General features: G+C 36.9%; 27 protein-coding genes and 2 pseudogenes. 26 read left to right on the forward strand and 3 right to left on the reverse strand.

What is annotated here, in order from left to right:
• Positions 1-244: 244 nt before the first annotated feature.
• The 22 genes and pseudogenes from HRK21_RS09565 (at position 245) to HRK21_RS09665 (ending at position 21,205) form a co-directional block, all read left to right on the forward strand.
• The gene (locus HRK21_RS09565; protein WP_069888245.1) at positions 245-622 is read left to right on the forward strand and encodes a GntR family transcriptional regulator; all 378 of its coding nucleotides are present in this window, start codon (positions 245-247) and stop codon (positions 620-622) included.
• Positions 606-1,295 carry an ATP-binding cassette domain-containing protein gene (locus HRK21_RS09570; protein WP_070006268.1) on the forward strand — a complete coding sequence of 230 codons (690 nt, stop codon included), beginning with the start codon at positions 606-608 and terminating at the stop codon, positions 1,293-1,295. Before HRK21_RS09565 ends, HRK21_RS09570 begins: the two co-directional genes overlap by 17 nt.
• The gene (locus HRK21_RS09575) at positions 1,292-1,996 is read left to right on the forward strand and encodes an ABC transporter permease (protein ID WP_070006266.1); all 705 of its coding nucleotides are present in this window, start codon (positions 1,292-1,294) and stop codon (positions 1,994-1,996) included. The genes HRK21_RS09570 and HRK21_RS09575 overlap by 4 nt, the downstream gene beginning before the upstream one ends.
• 14 nt (positions 1,997-2,010) lie before the next feature.
• On the forward strand, positions 2,011-4,011 hold the full coding sequence (locus HRK21_RS09580; RefSeq protein WP_070006264.1) for an ABC transporter ATP-binding protein/permease: 2,001 nt from the start codon (positions 2,011-2,013) through the stop codon (positions 4,009-4,011).
• Positions 4,012-4,040: 29 nt separating this feature from the next.
• Positions 4,041-4,544: a hypothetical protein gene (locus HRK21_RS09585; protein WP_070006262.1), complete on the forward strand. Its 504-nt coding sequence runs from the start codon at positions 4,041-4,043 to the stop codon at positions 4,542-4,544.
• A 368-nt stretch (positions 4,545-4,912) separates the two neighbouring features.
• Positions 4,913-5,695 (forward strand): DeoR/GlpR family DNA-binding transcription regulator, encoded by a 783-nt coding sequence (locus tag HRK21_RS09590; RefSeq protein ID WP_070006260.1) that lies wholly within the window; start codon positions 4,913-4,915, stop codon positions 5,693-5,695.
• 153 nt (positions 5,696-5,848) lie between these two features.
• Positions 5,849-6,778 carry a nucleoside hydrolase gene (locus HRK21_RS09595; protein WP_070006258.1) on the forward strand — a complete coding sequence of 310 codons (930 nt, stop codon included), beginning with the start codon at positions 5,849-5,851 and terminating at the stop codon, positions 6,776-6,778.
• A gap of 18 nt (positions 6,779-6,796) precedes the next feature.
• The gene (locus HRK21_RS09600; RefSeq protein WP_069888252.1) at positions 6,797-8,215 is read left to right on the forward strand and encodes a PTS transporter subunit EIIC; all 1,419 of its coding nucleotides are present in this window, start codon (positions 6,797-6,799) and stop codon (positions 8,213-8,215) included.
• 60 nt (positions 8,216-8,275) lie between these two features.
• Positions 8,276-9,082, forward strand: a pseudogene (locus HRK21_RS14110) (purine-nucleoside phosphorylase); the annotation flags it as partial.
• A gap of 51 nt (positions 9,083-9,133) precedes the next feature.
• A pseudogene (add, locus tag HRK21_RS14115) lies at positions 9,134-10,111 on the forward strand (adenosine deaminase); the annotation flags it as partial.
• 119 nt (positions 10,112-10,230) lie between these two features.
• Positions 10,231-11,052 (forward strand): SGNH/GDSL hydrolase family protein, encoded by an 822-nt coding sequence (locus HRK21_RS09610; protein WP_069888255.1) that lies wholly within the window; start codon positions 10,231-10,233, stop codon positions 11,050-11,052.
• Positions 11,024-11,929, forward strand: a complete 906-nt coding sequence (locus HRK21_RS09615; protein ID WP_070006254.1) for an ABC transporter ATP-binding protein — start codon at positions 11,024-11,026, stop codon at positions 11,927-11,929. The genes HRK21_RS09610 and HRK21_RS09615 overlap by 29 nt, the downstream gene beginning before the upstream one ends.
• Complete coding sequence (locus HRK21_RS09620) at positions 11,922-12,902, forward strand: ABC transporter permease (RefSeq protein WP_070006249.1); 981 nt, start codon at positions 11,922-11,924, stop codon at positions 12,900-12,902. The genes HRK21_RS09615 and HRK21_RS09620 overlap by 8 nt, the downstream gene beginning before the upstream one ends.
• Positions 12,903-13,028: 126 nt before the next feature.
• Complete coding sequence (locus HRK21_RS09625) at positions 13,029-13,919, forward strand: VOC family protein (protein WP_069888257.1); 891 nt, start codon at positions 13,029-13,031, stop codon at positions 13,917-13,919.
• Positions 13,916-14,875 (forward strand): ring-cleaving dioxygenase, encoded by a 960-nt coding sequence (locus HRK21_RS09630; protein ID WP_003738404.1) that lies wholly within the window; start codon positions 13,916-13,918, stop codon positions 14,873-14,875. Before HRK21_RS09625 ends, HRK21_RS09630 begins: the two co-directional genes overlap by 4 nt.
• A 6-nt stretch (positions 14,876-14,881) precedes the next feature.
• Positions 14,882-15,490, forward strand: coding sequence for an alpha/beta hydrolase (locus HRK21_RS09635; protein WP_069888258.1), 609 nt, complete (start codon positions 14,882-14,884; stop codon positions 15,488-15,490).
• A gap of 9 nt (positions 15,491-15,499) precedes the next feature.
• Positions 15,500-16,120 (forward strand): flavin reductase family protein, encoded by a 621-nt coding sequence (locus HRK21_RS09640; RefSeq protein WP_070006247.1) that lies wholly within the window; start codon positions 15,500-15,502, stop codon positions 16,118-16,120.
• A gap of 328 nt (positions 16,121-16,448) precedes the next feature.
• On the forward strand, positions 16,449-17,705 hold the full coding sequence (gene hflX, locus HRK21_RS09645) for a GTPase HflX (RefSeq protein ID WP_070006245.1): 1,257 nt from the start codon (positions 16,449-16,451) through the stop codon (positions 17,703-17,705).
• Positions 17,706-17,770: 65 nt separating this feature from the next.
• Positions 17,771-18,643 (forward strand): metallophosphoesterase, encoded by an 873-nt coding sequence (locus tag HRK21_RS09650; RefSeq protein ID WP_070006244.1) that lies wholly within the window; start codon positions 17,771-17,773, stop codon positions 18,641-18,643.
• A 5-nt stretch (positions 18,644-18,648) separates the two neighbouring features.
• Entirely contained in the window at positions 18,649-19,638 is a 990-nt protein-coding gene (gene lplA2 / locus HRK21_RS09655; protein WP_070006242.1) for a lipoate protein ligase LplA2, read from the forward strand.
• A gap of 131 nt (positions 19,639-19,769) precedes the next feature.
• A complete protein-coding gene (locus HRK21_RS09660) occupies positions 19,770-20,522 on the forward strand; it encodes a hypothetical protein (RefSeq protein ID WP_031695179.1) in 753 nt (250 codons plus the stop codon).
• A gap of 35 nt (positions 20,523-20,557) precedes the next feature.
• Positions 20,558-21,205 (forward strand): GntR family transcriptional regulator, encoded by a 648-nt coding sequence (locus HRK21_RS09665; RefSeq protein ID WP_003738411.1) that lies wholly within the window; start codon positions 20,558-20,560, stop codon positions 21,203-21,205.
• Between the two features lie 40 nt (positions 21,206-21,245).
• Here the strand turns inward: HRK21_RS09665 and HRK21_RS09670 are convergent, their stop codons facing one another.
• Positions 21,246-22,235, reverse strand: coding sequence for an NADPH:quinone oxidoreductase family protein (locus HRK21_RS09670; RefSeq protein ID WP_070006240.1), 990 nt, complete (start codon positions 22,233-22,235; stop codon positions 21,246-21,248).
• A gap of 178 nt (positions 22,236-22,413) precedes the next feature.
• On the opposite strand from HRK21_RS09670, the gene HRK21_RS09675 reads away from it, so the two are divergent.
• Positions 22,414-23,343 carry a diacylglycerol/lipid kinase family protein gene (locus HRK21_RS09675; RefSeq protein WP_070006238.1) on the forward strand — a complete coding sequence of 310 codons (930 nt, stop codon included), beginning with the start codon at positions 22,414-22,416 and terminating at the stop codon, positions 23,341-23,343.
• A 39-nt stretch (positions 23,344-23,382) separates the two neighbouring features.
• Positions 23,383-23,715 (forward strand): hypothetical protein, encoded by a 333-nt coding sequence (locus HRK21_RS09680; protein ID WP_003735942.1) that lies wholly within the window; start codon positions 23,383-23,385, stop codon positions 23,713-23,715.
• A 38-nt stretch (positions 23,716-23,753) separates the two neighbouring features.
• On the opposite strand, the gene HRK21_RS09685 is transcribed toward HRK21_RS09680, so the two are convergent.
• On the reverse strand, positions 23,754-24,620 hold the full coding sequence (locus HRK21_RS09685) for an ROK family protein (protein WP_070006237.1): 867 nt from the start codon (positions 24,618-24,620) through the stop codon (positions 23,754-23,756).
• Between the two features lie 157 nt (positions 24,621-24,777).
• Here HRK21_RS09685 and HRK21_RS09690 point away from each other — a divergent pair, with 157 nt between their 5' ends.
• Positions 24,778-25,161, forward strand: coding sequence for a hypothetical protein (locus HRK21_RS09690; protein WP_003730058.1), 384 nt, complete (start codon positions 24,778-24,780; stop codon positions 25,159-25,161).
• A gap of 470 nt (positions 25,162-25,631) precedes the next feature.
• Positions 25,632-25,997 (forward strand): hypothetical protein, encoded by a 366-nt coding sequence (locus tag HRK21_RS09695; protein WP_031695180.1) that lies wholly within the window; start codon positions 25,632-25,634, stop codon positions 25,995-25,997.
• A 194-nt stretch (positions 25,998-26,191) separates the two neighbouring features.
• Here the strand turns inward: HRK21_RS09695 and HRK21_RS09700 are convergent, their stop codons facing one another.
• A complete protein-coding gene (locus HRK21_RS09700) occupies positions 26,192-26,659 on the reverse strand; it encodes an Lmo0779 family protein (protein ID WP_069888266.1) in 468 nt (155 codons plus the stop codon).
• Positions 26,660-26,726: the final 67 nt, after the last annotated feature.

The following is a 26,726-nucleotide window of genomic DNA, read 5'->3' on the forward strand; positions in this document are numbered from 1 at the left end:
GATTTATTTATCCTTTATTATACGCTATTTATGCTGAAAAAGATTATTGAACAGTTTGTGACGTTCTTTAAAATAGCACCTTGTAAACGTTCATGAGTAGAAAATATATTTTAATGTATCGAAAAAAGCGTTTTTTCTATATGGAATATATAAATCGTCTCGCAATCCTTTGATATAGTACATTCATAGCCAGTGTGACCCAGATGGTACGGTGATACGGACAGACAGGCGAAAGGAGGAAATGATGAAGTTTGATGATAGTAAACCCATTTATAAACAAATCGTTCATTATATTCATACAGAAATTGTTACAGGAACATACGAGGCTGGTGACAAGCTACTATCTGTAAGAGAGCTAGCAACAAAGTTAGAAGTAAATCCAACAACCATCCAGCGAGCTTATGCAGAACTGGAAGAAACGGAAATTAGTTACACTGTTCGAGGTACTGGTAAATATTTGACAGAAGATAAGAGGAGATTGGAGCAATTGGAAAATGACATCGCAAAACAACTTACCGAAAATTTTATTAGTGAAATGAGTAAATTAGGAATTAATAAAGAAAAAATTATCGCTTGGGTGAAAAAAGTAGAGGAGGTAAAAGTAAATGTTAGTGGGAAATAATATCGCTAAATCCTATCCAAATAAATTAGTCTTACAAAATGTGGACTTCGAAGCAAAGCCAGGCGACATGATTGTACTCACTGGTGAAAATGGTAGCGGGAAAACGACCTTGCTAGATATGTTAGCAAGCTTGAAGAAACCGAATAGTGGCAGATTGGAATTAGACAATGAAGTTTTTACTACCAATGATATCCGCCAGCACATCGCTTATTTAAATAATGAACTTTACGCTAAAAAAAGTATTACTATAGAAGATTTTATGAAACAGCATGCGCTTCTTTTTGAAAATATGGAGTTAGATAAGTGGAACCGATTACTTGCTGGATGGCAAATTAACAAACGCCTAAAACTTGGTGAACTATCAACAGGTATGTTAATGAAAGTGAAAATTGGTAGTGTGTTAGCAAGAAAAGCCAAATTGTATCTTTATGATGAACCTTTTGCGAGTATCGATATTATGGCTCGCTCAGAAGTAATGAAAGCTATTATTAGCGAAACAAATCCAGAGGCTATCACGATTATTTCTTCCCATCATTTAGAAGGAACCGAAAAATTATATAGCAAACTTTGGTTGCTTAAAGAAAACACGTTAAAAAATATTGAAACAGAAACTTATCGCGAACAAACAGGCAACTCACTAATCGATTTCTACAAGGAGGAAATGAACAAATGACAAAAATGATTACTTTTTATTTAAAACAAATCAGTCCGATTCTTTTGATTGGACTTGCAATTATCTTGGGGCTGAACTTTCTGGGGTTCACGATGAATCTGCTAGAAGGAATGGATTTGCTTTTTAGAGCAATTCGAGGAACGACGGTGATAAGCTTAATTCTAGTTCTTATCACTACTTGGAAAATCACAAAACTCGATACATCGAAAGAAAACGTAACACTTGCTTCTCTTTCTGGATTTTCAGAAACAAAGAAATTTTTCGGAAAACTATTTGCTGCTTATTTATCCGCAATTACTGTAATTTTACTTCAAAGTGCCTTTATTTGGTATTACGGTTTTGAAACAGGAAGAATCGAAGCAGGAGATGCGTTATCATTTGTATCTGGAACGCTGATGATGTTTTTATTTATCGCCATGTTTGTTTGTTACTTTGTTATTCCGGTAGGGTGGTTAAAAGATCACGTGAAGGCAAGTTCCCTTCAGAAAGCGGCAGTTATTCTACTTCTCTTTGCTATCCTAATTGTCAATTTATTAGCTGAATACTACTTGCATATTTATAACGGTGCTGGGATCATTTCCATTTTACCTAATGGACACTTCGATATTTCCCTTCTATCTATTATTTGGAATGTAGGATTATGTTCAGTGATTGCAGGCAGTTACATCTATATGAAATCTAAAAAAATGGACATTATTTGAAAGTAGGAGAATAAATGTTAGAAGTTAAACACCTTAAAAAATCTTATAAGTTAGGAAAGAGAAACGAAACACCAGTTTTGAAAGATATTAATGTAGCCATTCAAGATGGAGAATTTGCAGCAATTATAGGAAAAAGTGGTAGTGGGAAGTCCACGTTGCTCAATATTATTAGTGGACTTGACACTGATTATGAAGGGGAAGTTTTATATAACGGGGAAGATTTACAGGATATTGATTTAGATGCCTATCATTTTAACCATATCGGTTTTATTTTTCAAAGCTTTCATCTAGTCAATCATATGTCTGTCATTGAAAATGTAAAAGTTCCTTTATACTTGAATCCTGAATTAGCAGAAAGTGATCGAAACGCGAGAGCACTTGATTTGCTGAAACAAGTTGGTCTAGAAGACTTTGCTAGCAAAAAACCAACACAACTATCTGGTGGACAAAAGCAAAGGGTAGCCATTGCGAGGTCTCTCGCTAATAATCCAGATATGATTATAGCAGATGAACCAACTGGAGCACTAGATAGTGTTACATCAGGCGAAATTATTAAACTGCTTAAGGATTTGGCAGCAAAAGGTACAACCGTAATAGTTGTCACCCATGATTTAAATATTGCAGACCAAACCGATGCGGTATTACGACTAGCAGATGGAGAAGTAATTTCATTTGAAAGAAAAAAAGAGGTTGTCCAAAAAGTTACCCACAAAAATGAAAAAAAGTTAAGACTAAACTGGTGGGCTACTGCTAAAATTTCTTTTAAAAGTTTTTTCAATAGAAAATTCCGGAATTTGCTTGTAGCACTTGGAACCTCGATTGGCATTATCGCTATTTTATTAGCATTTGGACTTGGAAATGGAGTGAATCAAAGTCTTTCAAAGATTTTTGGTACCACTTTTTCACCCAATCAGATTACGACTTATTATAAAGAAGATGGTGGCTCGAAATCACCTGAACCGACTACTCCATTAACGAGTAGTGAAATTAAGAAAATTAAACAACTGTATGAAGATGAAAATATTACAGAAATATATGAACGCACTACTATCCAAGGAATTAAATTTGAATATGATGGTAAATATTTAAAAGGTATTTCTGGTGAAATGCAAGAAGCCAACTTTAAACCATCACGCTATGAAGATTTAACTGTCAAAGATGAGTATCTTTTAAGCGGAAAAATGGTAACATGTGATGAAACCGGAGCAGTTATCCCGTCAAGTGTAGCAAAAGCAATTCTTGGAAAAAAGGATTCTGATGAATTAACAAAAAATGACGGTGATAAACTGATTGGTAAAAAAATAACCTTCGTTTATGCCGGAAGAAACAGTGACACAAAAAATACAGTCAAAATAGAGACAACCATTTCTGGTATTACAAATCCATCTAAAGAAGGTTTTGCTAGAGGATTTGATGTTTCCACAAAAACAATGAACGATTTTATTAAAACAACTGGTATTGAAAAACCGATTTTATCTGTAGATGCATTCACAAAAACGACAGCAGAAGCAGAAGAAATCGTTGAGAAATATGAGGATGACAAAGATTGGGCGAATTATTCGATTACAAACGCAAATGCTTTCGTAGATATATTTAGCCAGTTTACCGATATTATTGTGTACTTGATTGCCTTTATTGCAGGCCTTTCGCTTGCAGTAGCTGGCGTGATGATTGCTATTGTGCTTTATATCGGTGTGGTGGAACGAACAAGAGAAATCGGTGTATTCCGAGCAATTGGTTATCGTAAACGCCATATTCGCGGGCTTTTCATGATGGAAGCAAGTTATATTATTATTTTAGCTAATGTGCTATCAAGTCTTGTCGCCGTGACAATTGCAAAAATAGCTAGTCCTATTTTAGAAATGAAAATCGGCTTTGAAGATATGATTCACATTTCGTTCTGGAATTTCCTTGTCACACTCGCAATAACGATAATCATTGGCTTTATTTTCTCGATTTATCCAAGTAATAAAGCAGCAAAATTAGATGCAGCAGAAGCTTTAAGATCAGAATGACCCAACTAACAGAAAAGAGGAATTTAATAATGAAAAAACCACTAAAAATCAGCTTAATCGTCGTAGGAATCGCCGTAGTCATCTTTGCAGGAGTGATGTTATCCTACCGTTTTATTAAATCAATGGACGTTACTGAAAATGCTGAAATAAATAAATCAGCTACAGGAGATCATGTATTACTGGCAACTCAAGGTAGTAAATTCAAAGACAGTGTCATGGACCAAGTGAAAAAAGACATGGAAGGCAAAAACGTGCATGTTTCCATTATCGATACAACAAAGTTAGACAAAGTAAAAGCAGAGGATTATGACAAAGTTGTTCTATTCACTACAGTGCAGTCCGATGATATCCCAGAAAATGTATCCACTTTTATGAATGATAATAAAGATAAAAGTATCCATATTGCGGTAACCGCAGATTCTGGTCGGTGGGATGATAAACCGAAAGATATTGATGCAATTTCCGAAGCATCGAAAGCAGAAAACAAACAAGATTTTGTCGACGATTTGACAAAAGCAATCGTAGCAGAATAAAAATAGCAGAAGAGGCTTGGACATAAGGGGCGCTAAAATCCCCTATGTCCAAGCCTTTTATTTTTATATTACTGTCATTTAAATAAAGGAATGAAAAGATACTTGAACTTGTTTGTTGTTTTTTACAGCAGCATGAATTAAAGCCTCAATTGCTTCTTGATAGTATTTGGAAGAAATGAAATAACCTAAATGAACCAGCAGAGAACCCAAAGTTATTTTGATACAAACCTGACTGATTGATAATACGTAAGGATATGTTAACGGGCGCTAACGAGTTAGCTTTTTTGGATATAAATGATTAAATTCATACAAACTTTAACCGAAATAAGGTATACTAACTTTAGTATTGAAGAGAAAAGGAGAATTAGATGGGAAAAGTCGAGTCAAGAAGAAATAAAATAATTGAAATATTAAATGAAAATTCGATTTTGTCATTGGCTAACTTAGCTGAATTTCTTAATGTAACGACAGAAACAATTAGAAACGATTTGAAATCCACACAACTCGCTGGAAAAGTAGTTCAAGCTCATGGTAGTGTAGCTATTGCTCATACCACCATTGCTAGAGATGTCCCATACTCATTTAGAAAAGAAATTAATTCAAAATCTAAAAGTAAAATAGCGGATAAAGCATGTCAATTAGTGAGTCCAGGTCAAGTAATCGCCATTGAACATAATAGCATTTCAGTTATGCTTATCCATATGCTTAGTAAATATCCACAGTTGTTAAATAATATTACTGTAATTACGAATTCCTTTAGTATTATGCACTATGTTCAAGAGAAAAAGATAGAGCTTTCTATTATTTTTTTAGGCGGAACTTTTAGCTTAAACCAAGAAAATTCTTTCGGTTCAATGACTATCCATCAAATGAAAAAGCTAAAAGCGGATATTTCTTTTATAAGCCCAGGTGCGATAGATGAAGATTTGGAAATTACCGCTTATAAAGAACAAGATGCCGATTTGCAAAAAGCAATCATGAAAAATTCACAAAAAAATATTCTGCTTATAGAAAACAATAAGTACCCAAGTATTGCGATGTGGAAAGTAAATCATGCAACGGATTACGATACCATTATTACAGAAGTGGACTTTACTACAGATCAGTTAGAAACTTTATCCAAGGCAAAAATAGAGATTTTAAACATTTAAAAAAAGATAAATTGCTAAAAACCAATTTATCTTTTTTTTTTGCTTTTAATTTGGTTAAAACAAAAATATTATTTGACAATAACCAAATTAATGTTATTATGGATTTAAGGAAAGCGCTTTCTATAAAATATTAAGGAATGAGGATTTATAAGAATGGATAATAGCCAAATTTTAAAAATGTTAGAAAGACCATCAGGAAAGGTTGATGTTGTATTAGATACAGATACATTTAACGAAATTGATGATCAATATGCTTTAGCCTATATGATTCAGTCAAAAGAAAAATTTAATGTGGTAGGAGTGTATGCAGCACCATTTTTAAATCATCATTCTAATGGGCCGAAAGACGGTATGGAAAAAAGTTATGAAGAAATTCTTAGGGTTTATAAATTATTGAACCGTCCAGAATTAGAAAAAATCACTTTTAAAGGATCAGTTGATTTTTTAGTTAATTCAAAACCTAAAATGAGTGATGCTGTCCAACATTTGATTGAGTTAGCATTAGCGCATAGTTCAGAAAATCCTCTTTATGTCATTGGAATTGCCGCTGCTACTAATATTGCTACAGCTATTTTACTAGAACCAAAAATAACAGAAAATATAGTTGTTTTATGGTTAGGTGGACTGGGCTATGAATGGCATAATAATTTATCCTTTAATTGTCGACAAGATTTAGTGGCTGCTCGAGTTTTACTTGATACCCCGATGCCACTAGTTCAGTTTCCAGGGATGGGAGTTATTTCTGCTTTTGCTACAACCGGGCCGGAGTTAGAGTATTGGTTAAAAGGAAAAAATAAATTTTGTGATTATATGGTGACAAGAACGGAAGAAGAAGCGAAAATAACTAATCTAAAAAATGGTGGAAAGGTTTGGTCACGGGCATTATGGGATGTTGTTCCTATTGGTTGGCTATTAGGTGAAGAATTTATGAAAGATAAATTGGTTAATAGTCCCATTATGCAAGATAATCATTATTACAGCCAAGACTTTAGACGCCATTTTATAAAATATGTTTACTTTGTTGAAAGAGATAAATTAATGGAAGATTTATTTGAGAAACTCGCCAAGATTGACAATAATTAGAAATGGAGAAAATTGCATATGGGAAAATATGATAAATTAAATGCGTTCATTATTGAAAATGTAGGTGGAGATAGTAATATAATTGCGTTAACACATTGCGTGACTAGATTACGTTTTACACTAAAAGATGAAAGTTTAGTTAATAGAGATGCTCTGATAAATCATGAAAAAATTATGACTGCTCAATCTGCAAATGGTCAATATCAAGTAGTTGTTGGTATGCAAGTTGGAGAAATCTATCAAGAAATGTTATCTAAATTATCTATTTCGAATACTAATGAGGAAACTAGCACTAATGATTCTACTAATAAAGATAAGAAAACATTATTAAATCGTTTCATTGATACAATAACTAAAATCATTACCCCTACACTTGGAGTAATGATTGGTTGTTCTTTGATTTTAGGTGTGGAGTCACTCTTAGTTGCCTCTAAAGTAATTAGCCCAGGGGATGGCGCATTTGTCATCTTAAATGCAATTGGTTATGCTTTGTTTACTTTCTTTCCAGTTATCTTAGGGTACACTAGTGCAAAAACATTTAACTCAGATCCATTTATTGGGATGATTGTTGGTGCTTCACTTGTTTTCCCAAATCTACTTAATGATTTAGTTGGACCAGAGGCAATCTACCAGTTGTTTAATGGTACTTTTCTTCAGATGGATATTTATAGTGATTTTCTAGGTATTCCTATCATTTTTCCAGCGAATGGATACACATCAACAGTTATTCCTATTATCTTCTCGATGTTCTTTCTATCGAAATTTGAGCATTTTATCAAAAAAATTATTCCTCAATCATTACATTTCACCTTTGTCCCATTTCTTACTTTAATTATTGGTGTTCCAGCAACAATTTTAGTATTTGGTCCAATTGCTAATATTGCAAGTAGTATTATCTCTAGTGCGATTTTAGCTCTGTTTAGTTTCTCACCAGTTGTAGCAGCCTTGTTCGTAGGCATTCTTTATACACCACTGGTTATTCTTGGATTACATTGGCCATTAGTTGCCATAGGAATAAATAATCTCGCAACAACAGGGACCGATTATTTATTGCCAATGATTTTTACAGCTCCATTAGCTCAAATGGCTGTCGTATTTGCAGTTTATTTGAAAACGAAGAATCCAGATGTTAAGAAAATTTGTGTTCCTGCAATGGTTTCTGATTTCTTTTGCATCATTGAGCCTTCAATTTACGGAGTTACCTTACCAGTGAAAAGACGATTTGTTTTTACTTGTATTGGAACAGCGATAGGGGCGCTTATTATTGCAGTAGCTGGAGTTCATAATTTTGCTAGTACAATTGGTGTTTTAGGAATTGGTGGGTTTATCAATCCTCAAACAGGCGATGTTTCTTATGTGATTGTTGTAGCATTAGCATCACTAGCAACAATGTTAATTTCATTTTTATTAGCCTTCTTTACTTTCAAAGAGGCATAGTAATTAGCCAAGCAAGAAATTTCTTGCTTGGCTTTGTAATAAATAACAAGGAGGAAAATGATGCAACTAGCAACTGAAAAAATGAAGGAAACGATTTTCTTTCTCCAAACAAAAGGTATTAAAAAAGTAGCCTGTGGTTTAGTTTTAGGATCTGGTTTAGGTGATTTAGCAGAAGAAATTCAACATAAAATAGAAATTCCGTATCAAGACATTCCTCATTTTCCAGCAACAACAGTGGTTGGACACAGTGGAAAGCTTATTTTTGGTGTCTTATCAGGGAAAACTATTTTGGTATTACAAGGGCGTTTTCATTTTTATGAAGGGAATCTAATGTCTCAAGTAATTTATCCGGTTCAAATAATGAAAGCGTTAGGAGTGCAATCACTAATTGTGACCAATGCTTCAGGTGGAGTGAATAGGAATTTTGCTGTAGGAGATTTGATGGTAATTACTGATCATATCAATTTTATGGGAGCGAATCCTTTAATAGGTGAAAATCAAGCAGAGATTGGTCCGCGTTTTCCAGATATGTGTCAAGCATACTGCCACGACTATATTGAAAAAGCGCACTTAGCTTCTAGAAATTTAAATATTTCTTTAAAAGATGGTATCTATATGGCGTTTTCCGGTCCGAGTTATGAAACTCCTGCAGAAATACAAATGGCGAGAAGGCTAGGAGCAGATGCAGTTGGGATGTCAACCATCCCAGAAGTAATAGCGGCTAATCATGCAGGAATAAAAGTGTTAGGAATTTCGTGTATTACGAATTTAGCAGCAGGTTTACAGTCGAACTTAAATCATGAAGAAGTAGTAAAAACAACTCAGCAAGCAAAAATTGGCTTTGGTATGCTCATCAAAGAAGTATTATATGATTTATTAGTGAATGAGCAACAAGTTAAAAAAATACCTAAAGTAGAACTTCATTGTCATTTAGATGGTTCCATTCGGCTAAAAACGCTTCGTAAGCTTTATGAATTACAAGGTAACCCTTTAATGTTATCAGAAGAAAAGTTACAGCGAATGACAGTTGCTGCTAATCGATGCAGTTTAACAGAATATATTAATTGTTTTAGATTAGTTTCAGCAGGTTTACATACAAAAGAAGCGATATATTTAGCTCTTTTGGATTTAGCAGAACAAGCAGCACTAGAGAACATTATCTATATTGAAATTAGGCTATCTCCTATACACCTAGCAACCACTAACTTTTCAATGGAAGAAGTTGCTGAGACTTTAATTGGCGGGAGCCGGGTTGCTGAAAAAGTTTATTCAATAAAAATAGGTTTGATTTTTTGTTGTATGCGTAGACAATCTGAGCAAGCTAATTTAGCAGTAATTGATGTAGCTAAAAAATACTTAGGAAAAGAAGTAGTAGCAATTGATTTAGCTGGTGATGAAGGAAAGTATCCTACAAAAGACTATCAATCATTATTTTCTTACGCTAACCGAATAGGTATGCCTTACACGATACATGCAGGTGAAACTGGTGATTTAACAAGCGTTTTATTAGCATTGGAATTCGGAGCTAGACGCATTGGTCACGGTATAGCACTAGCTCAGTCAAAGAAAGTGATGGAACGAGCAGCTAAACAGCAAGTATTGCTTGAGATGTGTCCAGTATGTAATATTCAAACAGGGGCTGCACAAAACTGGCAAAGCTATCCTGTAGAACTTTTTCATAGAAACGGAATTCAGGTTTGTTTTAATACGGATAATCGTACAGTTTCTAATACAACACTAACGAACGAATATTTACAAGTGAATCAAAATAGTTTTACTTTATCAGCAGAATGGATACTTAGGCAGACTGAAATAGCATTGGATTATTCTTTTATAGATGAAGATAGTAAACGGATGCTAAAGGAAAAATTAATTTTATCAAACAATATAATATGAAATAGCATAAAATTAGCACCTATGCGAATGATATAGGTGCTTTTTTACTAGGTGCTTTTCGAGAATGTCTGGTATACTTAGTCCTAAATAAACCTCATAATAAGGCAGGTGATTAGTCAATGAAAAAAAGTAAAACAGTTCAATTTTTGCTGTTTTTTTCAGTTATAGCGCTTATTCTAAGCATTATTGGTGTTGGTTCCATCTGGTTAGGGCAAAAAAGTCATCAAGCAAATAATACAAATTCACCTGCCAAAAAAGATACAACTGTAACGAAAAAACAAGATACCTTTAAAATAACTGCGCTCGGCGACTCACTTACATATGGCGTTGGTGATACAGAAGGCGGTGGGTATGTTCGGGTTGTGGAGAATTTCTACAAACAAAAAGAGAAAAATGTCGAGAACGTCAATCTTGCTATTAGCGGGGCGAAATCAGGACAATTACTCAAACAATTAGAACAAAAAGAAGTACAGAATCAAATAAAATCAGCCGATGTTATTTTAATGACAATTGGGGGCAATGATTTGTTTCGTGGCGGAGAAGCACTGGATGATTTCAAAAGTGATGCGATTAAACAAGCCGAAGCAAGCTATACGAGCAATTTAAAACAAATTTACCAAACGATACGAAACTTAAATCCATCCGCGCCCGTTTTTCATATTGGGCTGTATAATCCGTTTATGTCTTTAGAAAATGCGAGTGAAATGTCGGAAGTTGCGAATGAGTGGAACATGCAAAGTCAAAATCTATCGCAAAACGAGAAAAATATCATTTATGTTCCGACTTTTGATTTATTTCAGCAAAATGGGGCTGCCTATTTAGCGACTGATAAATTCCATCCAAATCATGCCGGATACCAATTTATCGGCAATCGAGTGACAGAAGTTATACAGACGGGAGGGGGAAAAAACGATGACGGAGCTAGCACTTCAAGTAACTAATCTGCATAAAAAAATTCGCAAACGAGAAATTATCAAAGGGATTTCTTTTGAAGTAATGCCTGGAGAAGTTTTTGGCTTTCTTGGACCGAATGGAGCTGGCAAAACAACGACGATTCGAATGATTGTCGGGCTCATTAAACCAACGTCTGGAACGATTTTAATTGGTGGGAAAGATATCCGGAAAAATTTTACCGAAGCAATGCGAGGTCTTGGTTCCATCGTAGAAAATCCAGAATTTTATACATTTTTAACAGGACAAGAAAATTTAGCGTATTTTGCCCGGATGGATTCCTCAATAAAAAAAGAACGTATTCAAGAAGTAACCGAGCTAGTTGGGCTAGAAAAGCGGATAAATGACCGAGTTTCTACGTATTCACTTGGTATGCGCCAGCGTTTAGGCATTGCCCAAGCATTACTTTCCAGTCCGAAATTATTAATTCTTGATGAGCCAACAAACGGTCTCGATCCATCTGGTATTCACGAAATGCGCGACTTTATCCGTGCTTTGGCTCGAAATGAAGGGATTAGTGTACTTGTTTCTTCCCATTTATTAAGTGAAATTGAACTTTTATGTGACCGAGTGGCGATTATGACAGACGGGACGATTATTAAAACTGATCAAGTTTCGCACCTGCTTAGTTCTCGCGCACAATTACGCTGGCGGGCGACCCCTTTTGAACAAGCCAAAGCATTTTTGGAAAGTGTAACCGAAGTAGAAGTGGACGGCGAATATCTCGTTACCGCAGTGAATGAACATAGCGCCGAATGGAACGAGCAGTTGGTTGCAAAAGGCATTCAAGTCCATGAAATTGATAAGAAAAAACCATCTCTCGAAGACCTATTTCTTGAGTTAACAGGAGGTCATTCGATTGATTAATTTAGTTTATAATGAACAATTAAAACTTTGGCGCAAAAAGCGACTGATCGTTATTTTGGCGCTAGTGGCAATTATCATAGCTATTTTCACGTATGCACAGTTCCGACAGCATCAAGAAGACGAAAAGCAAGCTGGGACAAGCGATTGGCACGTGCAAACCCAGCAACAAATTGTTGACCTTGAAAACAGACTCGGAACAGGGCGATTACCCGAAGAATATCAAAAATATTTTAAAGTGCTTGTCGGGCAACTACAATATTACTTAGATAATGACATCAATCCCAATGCCCCTGGAGCACCAACTTTCCTAAAAACATTCGTCGAAAATGGTATTAGTTTATTGTTTCCACTTTTTATTATGGTTATAGCAGCCGACTTAATCAGTGCTGAAACAAGTGCGGGAACGATGAAATTCCTGCTGACAAGGCCTGTGAAGCGATGGCGGATTTTGACGAGTAAATATATATCGATGTTGCTCTCGATTTCCGCGATTATGGTATTATCTGCCGTTATTGCCTATCTGATTTCTGGAATTGTCTTTGGTTACGGTGGCTGGGATGCGCCAGTTCTCACCGGGTTTGGCATGAAAGATGGTGCTGTGACGACAACGGATGTCTACCAACTGCCGGTTTGGCAACTACTACTTATGGAGTTCGGACTCGCATGGTTTGTTAGTGTCGTGGTCGGCGTGTTAACGATGTTTGTATCGGTACTTGTACGCTCCACAGCTGCCGTAATGGGAATTATGCTTGCCGCCCTTATTACCGGAACAATTTTAACCAACCTCGTCAGTTCTTGGCCGAGCGCGAAATATTTATTTATGGTCAATTTACAGCTAACGAATTATTTAAATGGCTCCAGTCCACCAGTCGAAGGAATGACATTAAGTTTCTCTATGCTCGTGTTAACCGCGTGGATGCTAGTCGCGTTTATCTTATCCTATTTTATTTTCACCAAACGAGATGTGTATTAAAGAGCGCTTAATGGCGCTCTTTTTTGCGTCCTTTAAAAGTTACTTACTTTTTGTGAGCATAAAACTTTTCTTTTTAATAGTTTAGTTATAAACTATAGTTAGTAATCAAGAAGGAGGTACAAACAAATGATTAAAGGCATTCATCACGTATCCGCGCTAACGAAATCATTTAGCGAGAACCATCATTTTTATTCAGACATATTAGGGCTACGGCTCGTAAAAAATACAGTAAATCAAGACAATATTCATATGCGCCACCTATTTTACGGAGACTATACAGGAAGCCCGGGTACCTTGTTAACATTTTTCGAAGTACCTCGCATCGGCTCAAGCTACAACGAGCGCGCCTTTTTCGGAAATATCACCCTTGCAATTCCAAAAGGCACAAGCTCTTACTGGGAAAAAAGGCTAAACGATTTTGCCATTTCTTTCCAAAAACAAGGCCAGACTTTAAGTTTACAAGATCCCGATACAATGGGCATCATCCTAACGGAAATACCAGAAATCATTTCTAACCCAACCATCCACACCGATATCCCGGCTGAAAAACAAATTGTTCGGATTATCGGCGCTGATTATCACGTGCCAGATCCAGCAGCGACCAGCCAGTTTTTCACGGATTTATTTGGCTTAGAAAGTCAGAATGGGGTATTAGTAGATAAAGACAAGACGAGTTTTGCGAAACTTCATGCCACAAGTTCAGACAAAAAATCGCGAACAGGCCGCGGAACAATCGATCACATTGCCTATACCGTTGAAACCAAAGAAGCCGTTGATGAACTTCACGATATAGCCGTTCGAAACGATTTGAAAGTAGAAGAATTTGTGGACCGCGAATATTTTAAAAGTTTGTATATCCGCGAACCAGGTGGTCTTAGAATTGAATTCGCAAGTGCTGGGCCCGGCTTTACAATAGACGAACCACTAGAAACAATGGGCGATAGACTAGCCTTACCAAGCTTTTTAGAAGAAAAAAGAACAGAAATAGAAACTTATTTTGGAGGAGATTTATCATGATTAAAGATTTAAAAGGAATTCACCACGTAACAGCAATGACAAGTAGTGCCGAGAAAAATTATGAGTTTTTCACAGAAGTTTTAGGAATGCGTTTAGTGAAAAAAACCGTCAACCAAGACGATATTCATACGTATCATTTATTTTTCGCAGATGACAAAGGTTCGGCGGGAACGGATATGACGTTTTTTGACTTCCCTAATTTACCAAAAGGGCGTCACGGGACAGATAGTATTTCTCGCGTAGCTTTTCGAGTACCTAGTGATGCGGCGCTAGAATACTGGCTTGACCGTTTTGAACAATTAGAAGTTCCACATAGTGATATCAAAACTCTATTTGGCAAAAAATATCTGACCTTCCAAGATTTTGATGACCAACAATTACAACTAATTTCAGATGAAAATAACGAAGGCGTAGCAGCTGGAACGCCATGGAAAAACGGACCAGTCCCAGAAAAATATGCGATTTACGGCTTAGGTCCAGTATTTTTAACAGTAGTTTCGCTCAAAAATATGGAAGCGATTTTGCAAACGATTTTTGGCTTCCGAAAAGTGACAGAAGAAGGCGGACTTCATTTATACGAGGTTGGCGAAGGTGGTAACGGGGCGCAAGTGATTGTCGAAGAGCGTACCGATATTCCAGCTGCAATGCAAGGTTACGGCGGCGTTCACCATGTAGCTTTCCGAGTAGAAGACCACGAAGAATTGCAAAAATGGATTGACCGCATGAATACAATTGAAGCGCCAAACTCTGGTTATGTAAATCGTTTCTACTTTGAATCGTTATACGTACCCGTTTCAGAACGAATCTTGTTTGAATTTGCAACAGATGGTCCAGGCTTTGCAAGTGATGAACCATACGAAACACTCGGTGAAAAATTAGCCTTGCCACCATTTTTAGAACCAAAACGTGCGGAAATTGAAAAAATGGTACGTCCGATTAATACGAAACGGAGCTGATAAACGATGGAACATATTTATATTCCGGGAAAAAATAAGGATTTAGCCCCACTATTACTACTTCACGGGACAGGCGGCGATGAAAAGTCGCTTGTCGAAGTAGCGGAGTTTATCGCAAGTGATGCGGCTGTTTTATCGTTGCGTGGTGATATTAAAGAAGGTGGAGCAAATCGATTTTTCAAAAGATTTCATGATGGTAGTTTAGATTTGAAAGACTTAGAAAGTAAAACGGCAGAATTAATCACGACAACGCGCGAACTGACTAAAAAATATCAACTAGATTTTGAGCGAATCATTGCAGTAGGGTATTCAAATGGTGCCAATATCGCTGCCAATGCCTTACTTCAAGCAGAGGATAGTTTCCATAAAGCAATTTTGTTTCATGCGATGCCAGCTGGAAATAAACAACCCGAATTTTCGATTGGCCACCGCAACGTATTTCTGTCCGCTGGCTTAAATGATCCGCTTATTACTGCAAAAGCTTCCGAAGAACTGGTTGAAATCCTCGAAAAACGGGGCGCGAAAGTCGAAACTGTTTGGACAGCTGCTGGACATTCGCTTACAATGGAAGAACTTGAAGAAGCGAAAAAATGGTATCAAAACAACCAGAAATGAGGGAAGTAAATGACTGTTTTTAAAAGTGCAGATTTATCCCAAAAAGAAAACTATAAATTTTTAACAGGAAGTATCATTCCACGACCAATTGCTTTTGTAACAACGCTTGCTGAAGATGGGGTGACGGTTAACGCCGCCCCGTTCAGTTTTTTTAATGTCGTTTCAAGTGACCCGGCGATAGTTTCGATAGCTGTTCAACGTGCGAATGGCGAGCAAAAAGATACAGCTAGAAATGCAGCTTTTACGAAAGAATTAAATATTCATATTGTTAGCGAGTCTTTTGTGGAAGAAATGAATAAAACTGCCGCTCGACTTGCACCAGATGTGAGCGAAATCGATAAGACAAGCTTGCATTTAGAGCAAGTTCCTGGAATGAAAACGCCGAAGATTTCCGAGGCCAATATCGTGCTTACAGCTAAACTAGAACAAATTATTCCGATTAAAAATGACGCTGGTGAAATGGTTTCTGATTTAATTCTGGCACGTATTTTGACATATGATTTCGCAGACGAAGTGTTTGATTCTGAGCATCACTATATTTTGCCAGAAAAGCTTGCACCAGTTGCTAGACTCGCTGGAAATGACTATACACAACTTGGCGATATTTTCCGGATTGAAAGGCCAAATTAACGAGAAATAGTTGCGAAACAAAAGCGACCATGTTAAACTAGGGGCAACTTAAATGAACGGAGGGTTGTCCATCATGCATTATATTAGACTACGTTTCCCAAAAAATCTATGCAACTAATTTAATAGTGCGGGAATATCCATGCTTATTTAGTATGGATAACGGGATTGGTCTTGCGTGCATGTTTGGCACCCAAAATAAATATGGGTAGAATGAAGAAGAAATACACTTCATTTGAAAGCAAGCTAGTATCTTTTGGATGCTATTTTTGTGTTTTCATCTACTCAAAAACCCTGACCGCGCTGAATCTATTTCAGGAGGTCCTTTTTTATGGAGAAAAAAGTATTAATCGTTGGTATAAGCCAAAAACAAAAAGATTTTGATTATTCAATGGAAGAATTAGCCAATTTAGCGGCTGCAAATAATATGGAAGTCGTGGGCGAAATACGGCAAAATATCGATCGTGAAAATCGCGCCACGTATGTTGGAAAAGGAAAAGTGGATGAAATCAAAGGGCTCGCAGAAATGCAGGATGCTCGCTTGATTATTTTTAACGATGAACTTTCCCCGTCGCAAATTAGAAACCTAGAAGAAGCGTTGGAACTAGACGTAATGGACAGGACAGGATTGATTTTGGCTATTTTTGCGAACAGAGCAAAAACAAAAGAAGCCCAACTTCAAGTCCAAATCGCCAAATTGCAATATGAACTTCCGCGGATTTTTGGACAAGGCGAAGATATGGACCAACAAAGCGGAAAAGGCGGGCTTAGCAATCGTGGTTCAGGTGAAAAGAAAATCGAAACCGATCGCCGTACCATCAAATATCAAATCCGTCATTTACAAAAAGAGCTAGACATGCTCGTTGATGACCGTGAAGTACGTCGTCGCAAACGAAAGAAAAATGAAATTCCTGTAGTATCGCTCGTTGGTTATACGAATGCTGGGAAATCAACAACAATGAATGGCTTAGTACGTGCATATAGCGAAACTGCGGACAAGCAAGTTTTTGAGAAAGACATGCTTTTTGCCACACTTGAAACGAGTGTGCGCGAGATTGTTTTACCGGATAACAAACAATTTTTACTCACAGATACGGTTGGCTTTGTTAGTAAACTTCCGCATCAATTAGTGAAAGCATTCCGTTCCACTTTAGAAGAGGCGCGTGATGCTGATTTGCTCATTCATGTGGTAGATTATTCGGACCCGCATTACAAAACCATGATGAAGACGACGGAAGAAACGTTGAAAGCGGTTGGCGTGGAAGATGTTCCAGTCATTTATGCTTACAATAAAGCGGATCTTTTAGAAGACGAAATATATCCAAAACAAACGGAAAATACGATTGTCTTTTCCGCACGGGAAGAAGAAAGTTTAGTCTTTTTAACCGAAGTGATTCGCAAAGAATTGTTCGCCAGCTATGAAAAAGCAACCTTCTTAATTCCGTTTGAAGCAGGGAAAGTTGTCGCATATTTAAATGAGCATGCCGATGTGTTAGAAACCGAATACTTGGAGAATGGCACGCAAATTGTGGCGGAAGTGAGCCCGGCTGATTTACAAAAACTAGCAGAATACCACATAGCTGAGTAAAGCGAGTTGCCCCTTAATTTGCTATAATGAAGCATACAGCAAATTTAGTGAGGAGATTTCTAGCTATGAAAAAAACTGGATGGGGTATACTTGGCGCAGTTGCAGCTTTTACAGGTTATGCTTACTGGTCAACGAAACATTTAACTGTAACGAATTATGAAATTGTATCTGATAAAATTCCAGCAGAATGGGACGGCGCTACTATTGTTCAGCTGTCTGATCTGCATAGTGCAAGTTTTGGTTTATATAATAATCCTTTGCTTAGTATGGTGAATGAGCTAGCTCCGGATGCCGTTTTTCTAACAGGGGATATGATTGATGGAGATGAACCACCATTTGTAGCGATGGCAGTTGTGCGCAAGCTGGCAAAAGAATTTCCAGTCTTTTATGTGAGCGGAAATCATGAGGGAAGAAGCGCCTTTTATGAAGATTTTAAAGCAGATATGGAAAAGCATCATGTTACTGTCCTTGAAAATGAACGCTATTTTCTAAAAAAAGATGGCGCATCGATGATGGTAGCAGGCGTCCAAGATCCTCGTTTTGTAAGGGAAGAGTGGGCTGAAAAAGAACTGCCAAAAGAAGTATGGGAAGAAGCAGCATTAAAAGAAGCTTTAGACGATGCGACAGCTAATTTATCACCGGATTACTTTACGATTTTACTGGCGCATCGTCCGGAGTTTTGGCCACTTTACCAAGCCTACCCAATTGATTTAGTATTATCTGGGCATGCGCATGGCGGCCAATTTAGACTACCGTTAACAGAAGGTCTTTTCGCACCGGGGCAAGGTTTCATGCCAAAATGGACAGCAGGAATTCACCGGGCTGGCGGAAAAGCGCTCATTGTCAGCCGCGGATTAGGAAACGTCACGAAACTACCGCGATTATTTAATGACCCAGAAATCGTTCGAATTACGCTTAAAGCAAAAGGGGATGCTTAGGAAAAGTGATTTATTTAGATAATGAAGATGTGCTCGATCAAGCGTACAACTTTGCGGTGGAAGAATACGCGCTTCGTTCTTTAGATGAAAATGAAACGTATTTTATGTTTTATCGGATGAAGCCAACGATTATTGTCGGTAAAAATCAAAACACATTAGAAGAAATTAATCACGCTTTTGTCAAAGAGAATCATATAGACGTTCTCCGCCGTTTATCAGGCGGAGGAGCCGTCTATAACGATGAAGGCAACATAAGCTTTAGCATGATTACAAAAGATGATGGAAATAGTTTTCAAAATTTCGCGAAGTTCACAGAACCAGTTATTCGAGCACTCCAAAAGCTTGGCGTAAATGCCGAACTAAGTGGTCGAAATGATATTGAAGTGAATGGCAAAAAGATAAGTGGAAATGCGCAATTTGCAACGAAAGGGCGACTTTATAGTCATGGAACTTTACTTTTCGATGTTGATTTATCCATGCTTGAAAAAGCATTACAAGTAGATCCAGAGAAATACTTGTCCAAAGGTGTTAAATCTGTACGCAGTCGTGTAACAACCATTCGCGAGCATTTAGCAGAAGATATCGATATTTCGACCTTTAAACAAATTCTACTGGAGTCCATATTTGAAACGAAAGACATCCCGCGTTATACGTTTACAGAAGCTGACAAGCAAGAAATCGAAAAGTTACGCAAAGAACGTTACCGGAATTGGGACTGGACGTATGGTAAATCACCAAAAGCTACCATAAAACGCAAAAAAAGGTTTCCAGCCGGAACCATTGAATTTCAAGTTTCACTAGAAAAAGGTCAAGTAAAAGAAGCAACCATTTATGGGGACTTTTTTGGTACAGAGGATGTGGCTGAATTAGCCGAAAAATTAATCGGGTGCCGTTTTGACCAAGAAGAAGTTAAAAAAGCTTGGAATACAATCGATACAAAAGACTATTTTGGTGGAATTGAAAAAGAAGCGATTTTAGCGATGCTATTTGAATAAAAGACGTCTAAAAACTCTAAGAAGAAATTTCTTAGAGTTTTGTTGTTACTACAGCAAAAAGAGGTTACAAACTTTAATAAATCCAGAACTCGTGGTAAACTTAAATTTAGAAAAAAGGAAAAGGTGTAGAAATGGCTATAAAAAAACTCAACGATTTTTATTTTAAAAAACTTGGCAGTTGGAATTTAGTACATAGCTTTATAAAGGGTTTTTGGAGAGCGTTTTTTTTAGTAGTGCTACTTTTAATTATAGCTAACATTATAGTCGTTTATTTGTTGGATAATGTATTTTTTATTCCAGTGATTTTAATTAGTTTACTTTGTATACCGCTCTTTTATTACGTATTGATTTATAGTCGTGCGAAAAAGTTCATTCGCACCAGATATCAACTACGAAATTTTAAAGAGTTGACTGTAATGCGTCGTTATTTATTGTTTGCCTATCTAGAAAAAAGCGGTTTTAGCTCAAGAGATGATTTAGATAAATTACTTCGATTTATTCATTCAGAAATGGCAGAAGAACAAAAGAACCATAAACCGCTTAGTACAATAATTGGTGTCTTTATAGCGGCGTTTTTAGCAATTTTAGGTGGGACATTTCTATTTTTGATGGATGATGTGGTGGAGCGGCTGATTGCGGCTGTAATTATCATTGTAATGGCAGTTATTTTCTACTTTATTGGTCTTACGTTAATGTCGATTATTCGCTCGAAAACAGAAAAAAATACAAGAAAAGAGCATGAACTAACAAAAGAAATTATAGCGATTCAAACGGCAATGCTTGTCAGTGAAAATACAAGTTACCACCCTTTTTTAGCAATGGAGAAAAAAGTGAATGAAAACGAATTTTTGAAAGAGATTATTACATCACGATCCTTTTTATAAACAGAATGTTATAGGCATATTTAGGAGGCAGAATCATGACAACCAAACGCAAAGAGACGAGAGAAAGTGTTTGTTATCGGGAAATTAAAAAGAAGATTAGAAACGGGGAACTAAAGCCAGGCGATCGCTTAATTGAAAACACGTTATCACTACAATTAGAAATTAGTCGTACGCCTATTCGAAAAGCAATCGGGATGCTTGCTGCAGATGGATATGTGGAATACAACGATTTTCGCGGTGCTTTTGTTCGAGACAGCATTATTAATAAAGAACGTTACTTTGAAATGACAGAAATTATTGGTTTGTTTTTAAAGCAAGCTATTCAAAAAATTCGTACGAAAAAAATCACCTTCAATAAAATGCGGGTTGTTGCAAAGTTAGTCGAAATTGAACGCGAAGAACCAACCAATCCAGCTACTTACTTTGAATATGAAAAGTGGTTTGTGAGTGATTTATTAACCTATATGAAAAATAATTACTATTTGAAAATTAGCGATGATTTTTTCAATAATATTCAAGAATTTGGTGACGAAGAAGTCATTAAAATTGCGCAAAATGCTTGTGTTAAAACAATTGCTAACATTCAACGTTTTATTGATGCGCTGGAAGCACAAGATTATGACAAGTGCATAGCGATTATTGATCAAGTCATTGATGCCCATGTTTTAGTCGCTTATCGTTAAAAAAGCATTGTCCTTAGTATTTAAGGACAATGCTTTTTATTTATTTTACTTTCACTAAATATCTACCAGTCACGCCACCGTTCATTACTTGGTGGAGGGCTTCAGGTAACTCAGAAAAAGCTACTTCTGTTACTAGACTTTCTAAATTAGTTAATTTAAAATCTGTCGCAAGTCTATTCCAAATTCGTTCTCGTTTTGGCATCGGACATAAAACGGAATCAATGCCGAACAATTGAATACCGCGCAAAATAAAAGGAAAGACGGTTGTATCCAATTTTCCGCCAGCAGACATTCCACATGTAGTCACTGCCCCGCCATATTGAACCGCAGTTAGAAGATACGAAAGGGGTTTGCCACCAACACAATCAATGGCACCGGCGTATAGTTGTTTGTCTAATGCGCGTACTTTTTCAGGTTGAAAAGCTTCTCTTGAAACGACTTCAGAAACGCCCAATTTTTCTAAGAATTCCTTTGCATCCCTTTTTCCGGAAGAAGCTACAACAGAATAGCCTCGTTTAGCAAGAATAGCTGAGCTCAAACTACCTACACCGCCTGTCGCTCCACTTACAGCGATTTTTCCAGCATCGGGAGTTACGCCACTAAATTCAAGTGCATCGACCGAGAGCGCTGCTGTAAAGCCTGCAGTTCCAAGTATCATCGCTTCTTTTAGCGACAGACCATCCGGCAAAGGAACAACCCAATCAGCTGGAACGCGAATAAACTCACTATATCCACCAAAATAGCTCACTCCAAAATCATAACTAGTGACAATAACCTCATCGCCTACTTGAAAACGGTCAGATATAGAGTGGGTGACCACGCCACTTGCATCAATACCAGGAATAAAAGGATATTCGCTCACAATTTTCCCGTCTGGAAGTACTGCTAGCCCATCTTTGTAGTTAATACCAGAATAGTGTACCTCAATCGTTACTTCATTTTCTGGCAAGTTATCTATTGTAGTTTCTCTAAAATGAAGAGAAGTATTATCTGCTTCTTTTTCAATGTAAAGCGCTTGAAATGATTTCATTTTTTTAATTCCTCCACAACTCAAATTTGTGTTCCCCTTCACTTTACGACTTTTTTCGCCATTTTACAAGGCTGTGACTGGTACAAATCCCCATTTCAAGGTAAACTAGAATAGAGAAGATACCAATATTATGTGTGAATTTATAAATAGAATTTTGGGGTAAGAAAGGGTGAGTACGATGGGGAAGGCACTATTGATTGTGAATCCATCATCAGGTAAAGAAAAAGGAAAAGCCTACCAAGGGAAGACAGAAGAAGTATTAAAAAAACGTTATGATGCGGTGGAAGTTCGCCTGACCGAAAAAGCAGGAGATGCAACAGAATTTGCTTCTTGGGCTGCTGACCAAGGCTTTGAAGCGGTAATCGCGATGGGCGGAGACGGAACTTTAAATGAAACCATAAACGGTCTTGCAATCCATGAAAATCGACCTGACTTTGGCTTCATCCCACTTGGAACAGTCAATGATTTGGCTCGCTCGGTAGGTATACCGTTAAAACCCGAAAAAGCGATTCAAGCCCTAGAAAAAGCCATTGCAGTACCAATGGATGTTGGTCGGATCGGCGACCAATACTTTATGAACGTCCTAGCTATCGGTATGATTGCGCAAGCTGTCGACCAAGTTAGCGTCGAACAAAAAACCAAATTTGGCTCTGTAGCTTACTTTTTAGAAGGTTTAAAAGCATTCAACCGCAATGAATTACTTCATTTTAAAATCGAATATGACGAGGAAGTTTGGGAAGGCGAAGCTGCGCTAGTTGTGGCCGGCTTAACTAAATCAGTTGGTGGAATGGAGTCGTGGGCACCAGATGCAAAAATTGATGACGGCTACCTTCACATTATTATTCTAACCAAACTCGGCTTGCTCGATGCAGCTAACATGATTCCACAACTAATTCGCGGCAATTTAAAAAACAGCGATGGTGTAGTCTATATTAAAACCAAGAAACTAACTATTGATGCAAGTGGAGACGATTTGAGCATCAACGTTGATGGCGACCCAGGTCCAGGTGTACCAGCAGATATCGAAGTCCTTGGCAGTCATTTAAATATCCTTGCACCCAAAAAAAGCAACAAGAAGCGCTTTGGTCCATTCGTACTTAAAAAGTAACCTACAATAATAGTAGAAGAATAAGGAGATGAAAGCTTTATGGAAGAAGAATTAGAAGTCATTCATAAAGGTCTTGCCAATGCGAAAAATGGTTTTAAAGCAGTCCCCGGAAAACTCTATTTAACAGCAACGTATATTGTCCACAAACCAAATGATTACTTTGACGAAGAAATCAATATTCCGCTTAATCGAGTGGCGAAAATTCGGGGTGTCCGCACCAAAATCCTTGGAAAAGAATTACTCTCCAACATTTTAGAAATAGACATGATATCTGGAGTAAAGTACCAATTCGTTGTAAATAAACAGAAAAAGTGGCTGGAAGCAGTTTCCGAAGTGTTAGAAAGCCGCGGTGAATCAGAAAAATTAGCATAGAAAGAAGCTGGCACGAAAAAAGTGACCAGCTTCTTTTTTTACGCTAAATGAAATGCCGTCGCACCAATAAGATTGGCATCATTTCCAAACTGACAGCCAACAACAGTAGGGCTAATAGTCGCTATTGGCACAGTTGCTTTTACTTTTGCCACATATTCGTTCAGCTCTTGAATGAAATCAGCCCGTTCACTCACGCCGCCTCCAATGACAACTAATTCAGGATCAAGCGCATATTGTAAATTAAAAATACTGCGCGCAAGATAATAAAACATCTTATCTAGTTCTTCTTTTGCGACTTTATTACCTTCCGCTCGCAATGCAAATGCCCGAAGTCCATCTATACTAGCTTTCGGAACTTTTAAACGCTCAGCTATTCTCGTCCCAGCATTTACGACTGTACCAAGCTCGCTAAGCGTGTGACCATCGCGGTCCATCAACATATAACCAAATTCACCACCATGCAAATTGGCCCCGTGATGTACCTTGCCACCGCGAATAACTGCGCCACCAACTCCAGTACCAAGAATCATAAAAATAATATCTTGCTTGTCTTTTGCAGCGCCAATCCAAACCTCTGCTAAAGCCGCACAGTTGGCGTCATTTTCCATCGTAACAGGTAGTCCTAGTTTTTCTTCCAGTAAATGCTTAAAAGGAAAATTATGTATGTAGGGGATGGCACTTGCACCACCAATGATACCGGTTTCATTATTAACTGCACCTGGACAACTAAACGCGGCACCTTGGAATGTATAATCGTAATTTGCTTTTACATCCATAAGCAATTGTAGCATTTCATCCAAATTATCCGGGGTTTTGAATTTACCCTTTTCTAGAATTTCTCCAGCTGTTGTTAACACGCCAAACTTTACTGCTGTTCCACCTAAATCAAAAGCAAGTATCGTCATTACTCCATCTCCTTTTTATAAAAAAGTATATACTTATCATACTTTTAAACAATACAAATGACAAATAAAAAGTGAAAATACTTTGCTAAAAATTAACGTCCTTTTCTATTTTGTGCTATAATAAAGCAAGAATTTGAAGCGCAGGAGGAAATGGTTAGTGGAGATAAAGGTTCAAAAGAAATTGACTGACGGCAGAATCGCTTTTAGTAGTGAATATGGTGAATGCGTTGGGATATGGGCCGATGAAGACCCAGAACCAAGTAGAGTTTACACAGTAGAAATTACGATACCGGACATGATTAGCGCAGAACTACTACACGAGAGCGAAGAAAAACATTGTGTGCTAGAAATAGACGAAGAAGGCTTAGTTCACGTAATTGGGAAGTTAGAGGATTACGAGGAAGACGGCTTTGCAGTACTCCGCTTAGAAGAAAGTATTATTTGTTTTGACACGAAATTCAGTGAAGAAATCGAAATGCTCCATGGAAGATTTGTTGAATTTGTTATTCCGGAAATAAAATTAAGTAATGTTGGTATATAGAGTGAAAAGAAAGAGGCAGGAAGGAAGCAGATTGTTGAAGCTCCTTAATGTCTCTTTTTTGGTTGTCCTTTAGAAGGATTATTTGAATAATTATTTGTTTTTATTCAACAGCGAATTATGAGTAATGTGAAAAAATAAAACAAATAGGGAATAGTTATCGATTAAAAAGGTGTTTTATATTAATGAATATGAATTTTTAGTGACGAAGAAAAAATGAATTGCATAAATAGTGAATAATGCTTCAAATTGTGTAAGATTTTATTATTGAAATGGAAATATTACTCATTTTGTGTAGTAGTTAAACTAAATAAGTTCTGTTTTTACGCGTTCGCGACAAGAAGTGGACATTTCATTATCTTTTTGGTTATGCATTAACTTTTTATGATACACTCATTTTGAACAAAATATACCAACATTGCGACAGATACATGTATCAAAAGTCATAATAAAAGGAAAAGAGAGCTAATAAAATGAAGAAAAAGTGGTTGATAGTAATAGTGTCAGTAATAGTTCTTTGTGCAATAATATTTGGGGTAAAATGGTTGTTATATAGAGACAACCTTGTAGAAATGATGCAAGTTGATGACGTTTTATATATAGTGACGTATGAACCTGCAAAGAAAGAGGATGCTTTAGAGAAAATTGGTGAGATAGAGCATAGAATTCGTCATTACCGAATACCAAATGAAAATTTCACTTCAAATTATTTAAGTGAAGGAACCGAAGTTTATAAAGCAAAAAATGGAGATGAATTCCCAAGAACTATTTTGTTTAAAGAGGATGGCGAATATTTTATTGCATCTGAGGCGATGAAGCAGCCTAATAAAAAGCGCTAATATGTTTTTATCTTACTAAAGAAAGTTGAAGATATAAAACTAAATGGAACATATTTAAAAAGTATGGTTGTTAGCATACTTTTCATTTTCAAGAAAGCCGTTTATAAACTCATTGATTCTAAAATGGAGTTTGGTGAACAGAAGAAAAGCCATGCTTCATTTCCCTAAAAACAGGGAAGGAAGCGTGGCGTCTTTTAGCTATATGTAGTAAATACAGCGAGCATTTTTTCTAAATCTTTCTCGGATCTTGCAAAGAGCATCAAGCGTTGGCGATTGGTTTCAATCACGAGCACGCCATCCTCCGACAAATTCATCCGCTCAATTTTTGCATAAGGGAAGAATAACAGGGCGTAAAAAAGTCCAGATTCTTTGAAAACAGCTTTTGAACTGCGGAAGAAGCAGATGTAGATGAAAAGAACACCCATAATTCCAAGCAGGACAGAAGTCGAAAATGGTCCTTCACGAAAGAACGTATTAGAAACAAACAACAGAACGATAATCCCAACAAAAATATAACCGTCCCAACGACCGCGAGAACGCAATTTGACACTTAAAACCGTTTTCCCTTTCCAAAGTGGGATTACTGCATCATTATACAAAATATACAGTATCGTCAAGATGTTTGCCGCGAACAAAAAAATATTAGTAGCATCCCAAACCATTTTAGCTATCACTCACAATCTATCATTGATATAGTTTAGTAATATTGTAACATAATTATGCGGGGAA

Origin of the sequence: Listeria monocytogenes (assembly GCF_013282665.1) — a bacterium.
In the GTDB taxonomy this organism is placed as follows: Bacteria; Bacillota; Bacilli; order Lactobacillales; family Listeriaceae; genus Listeria; species Listeria monocytogenes_C.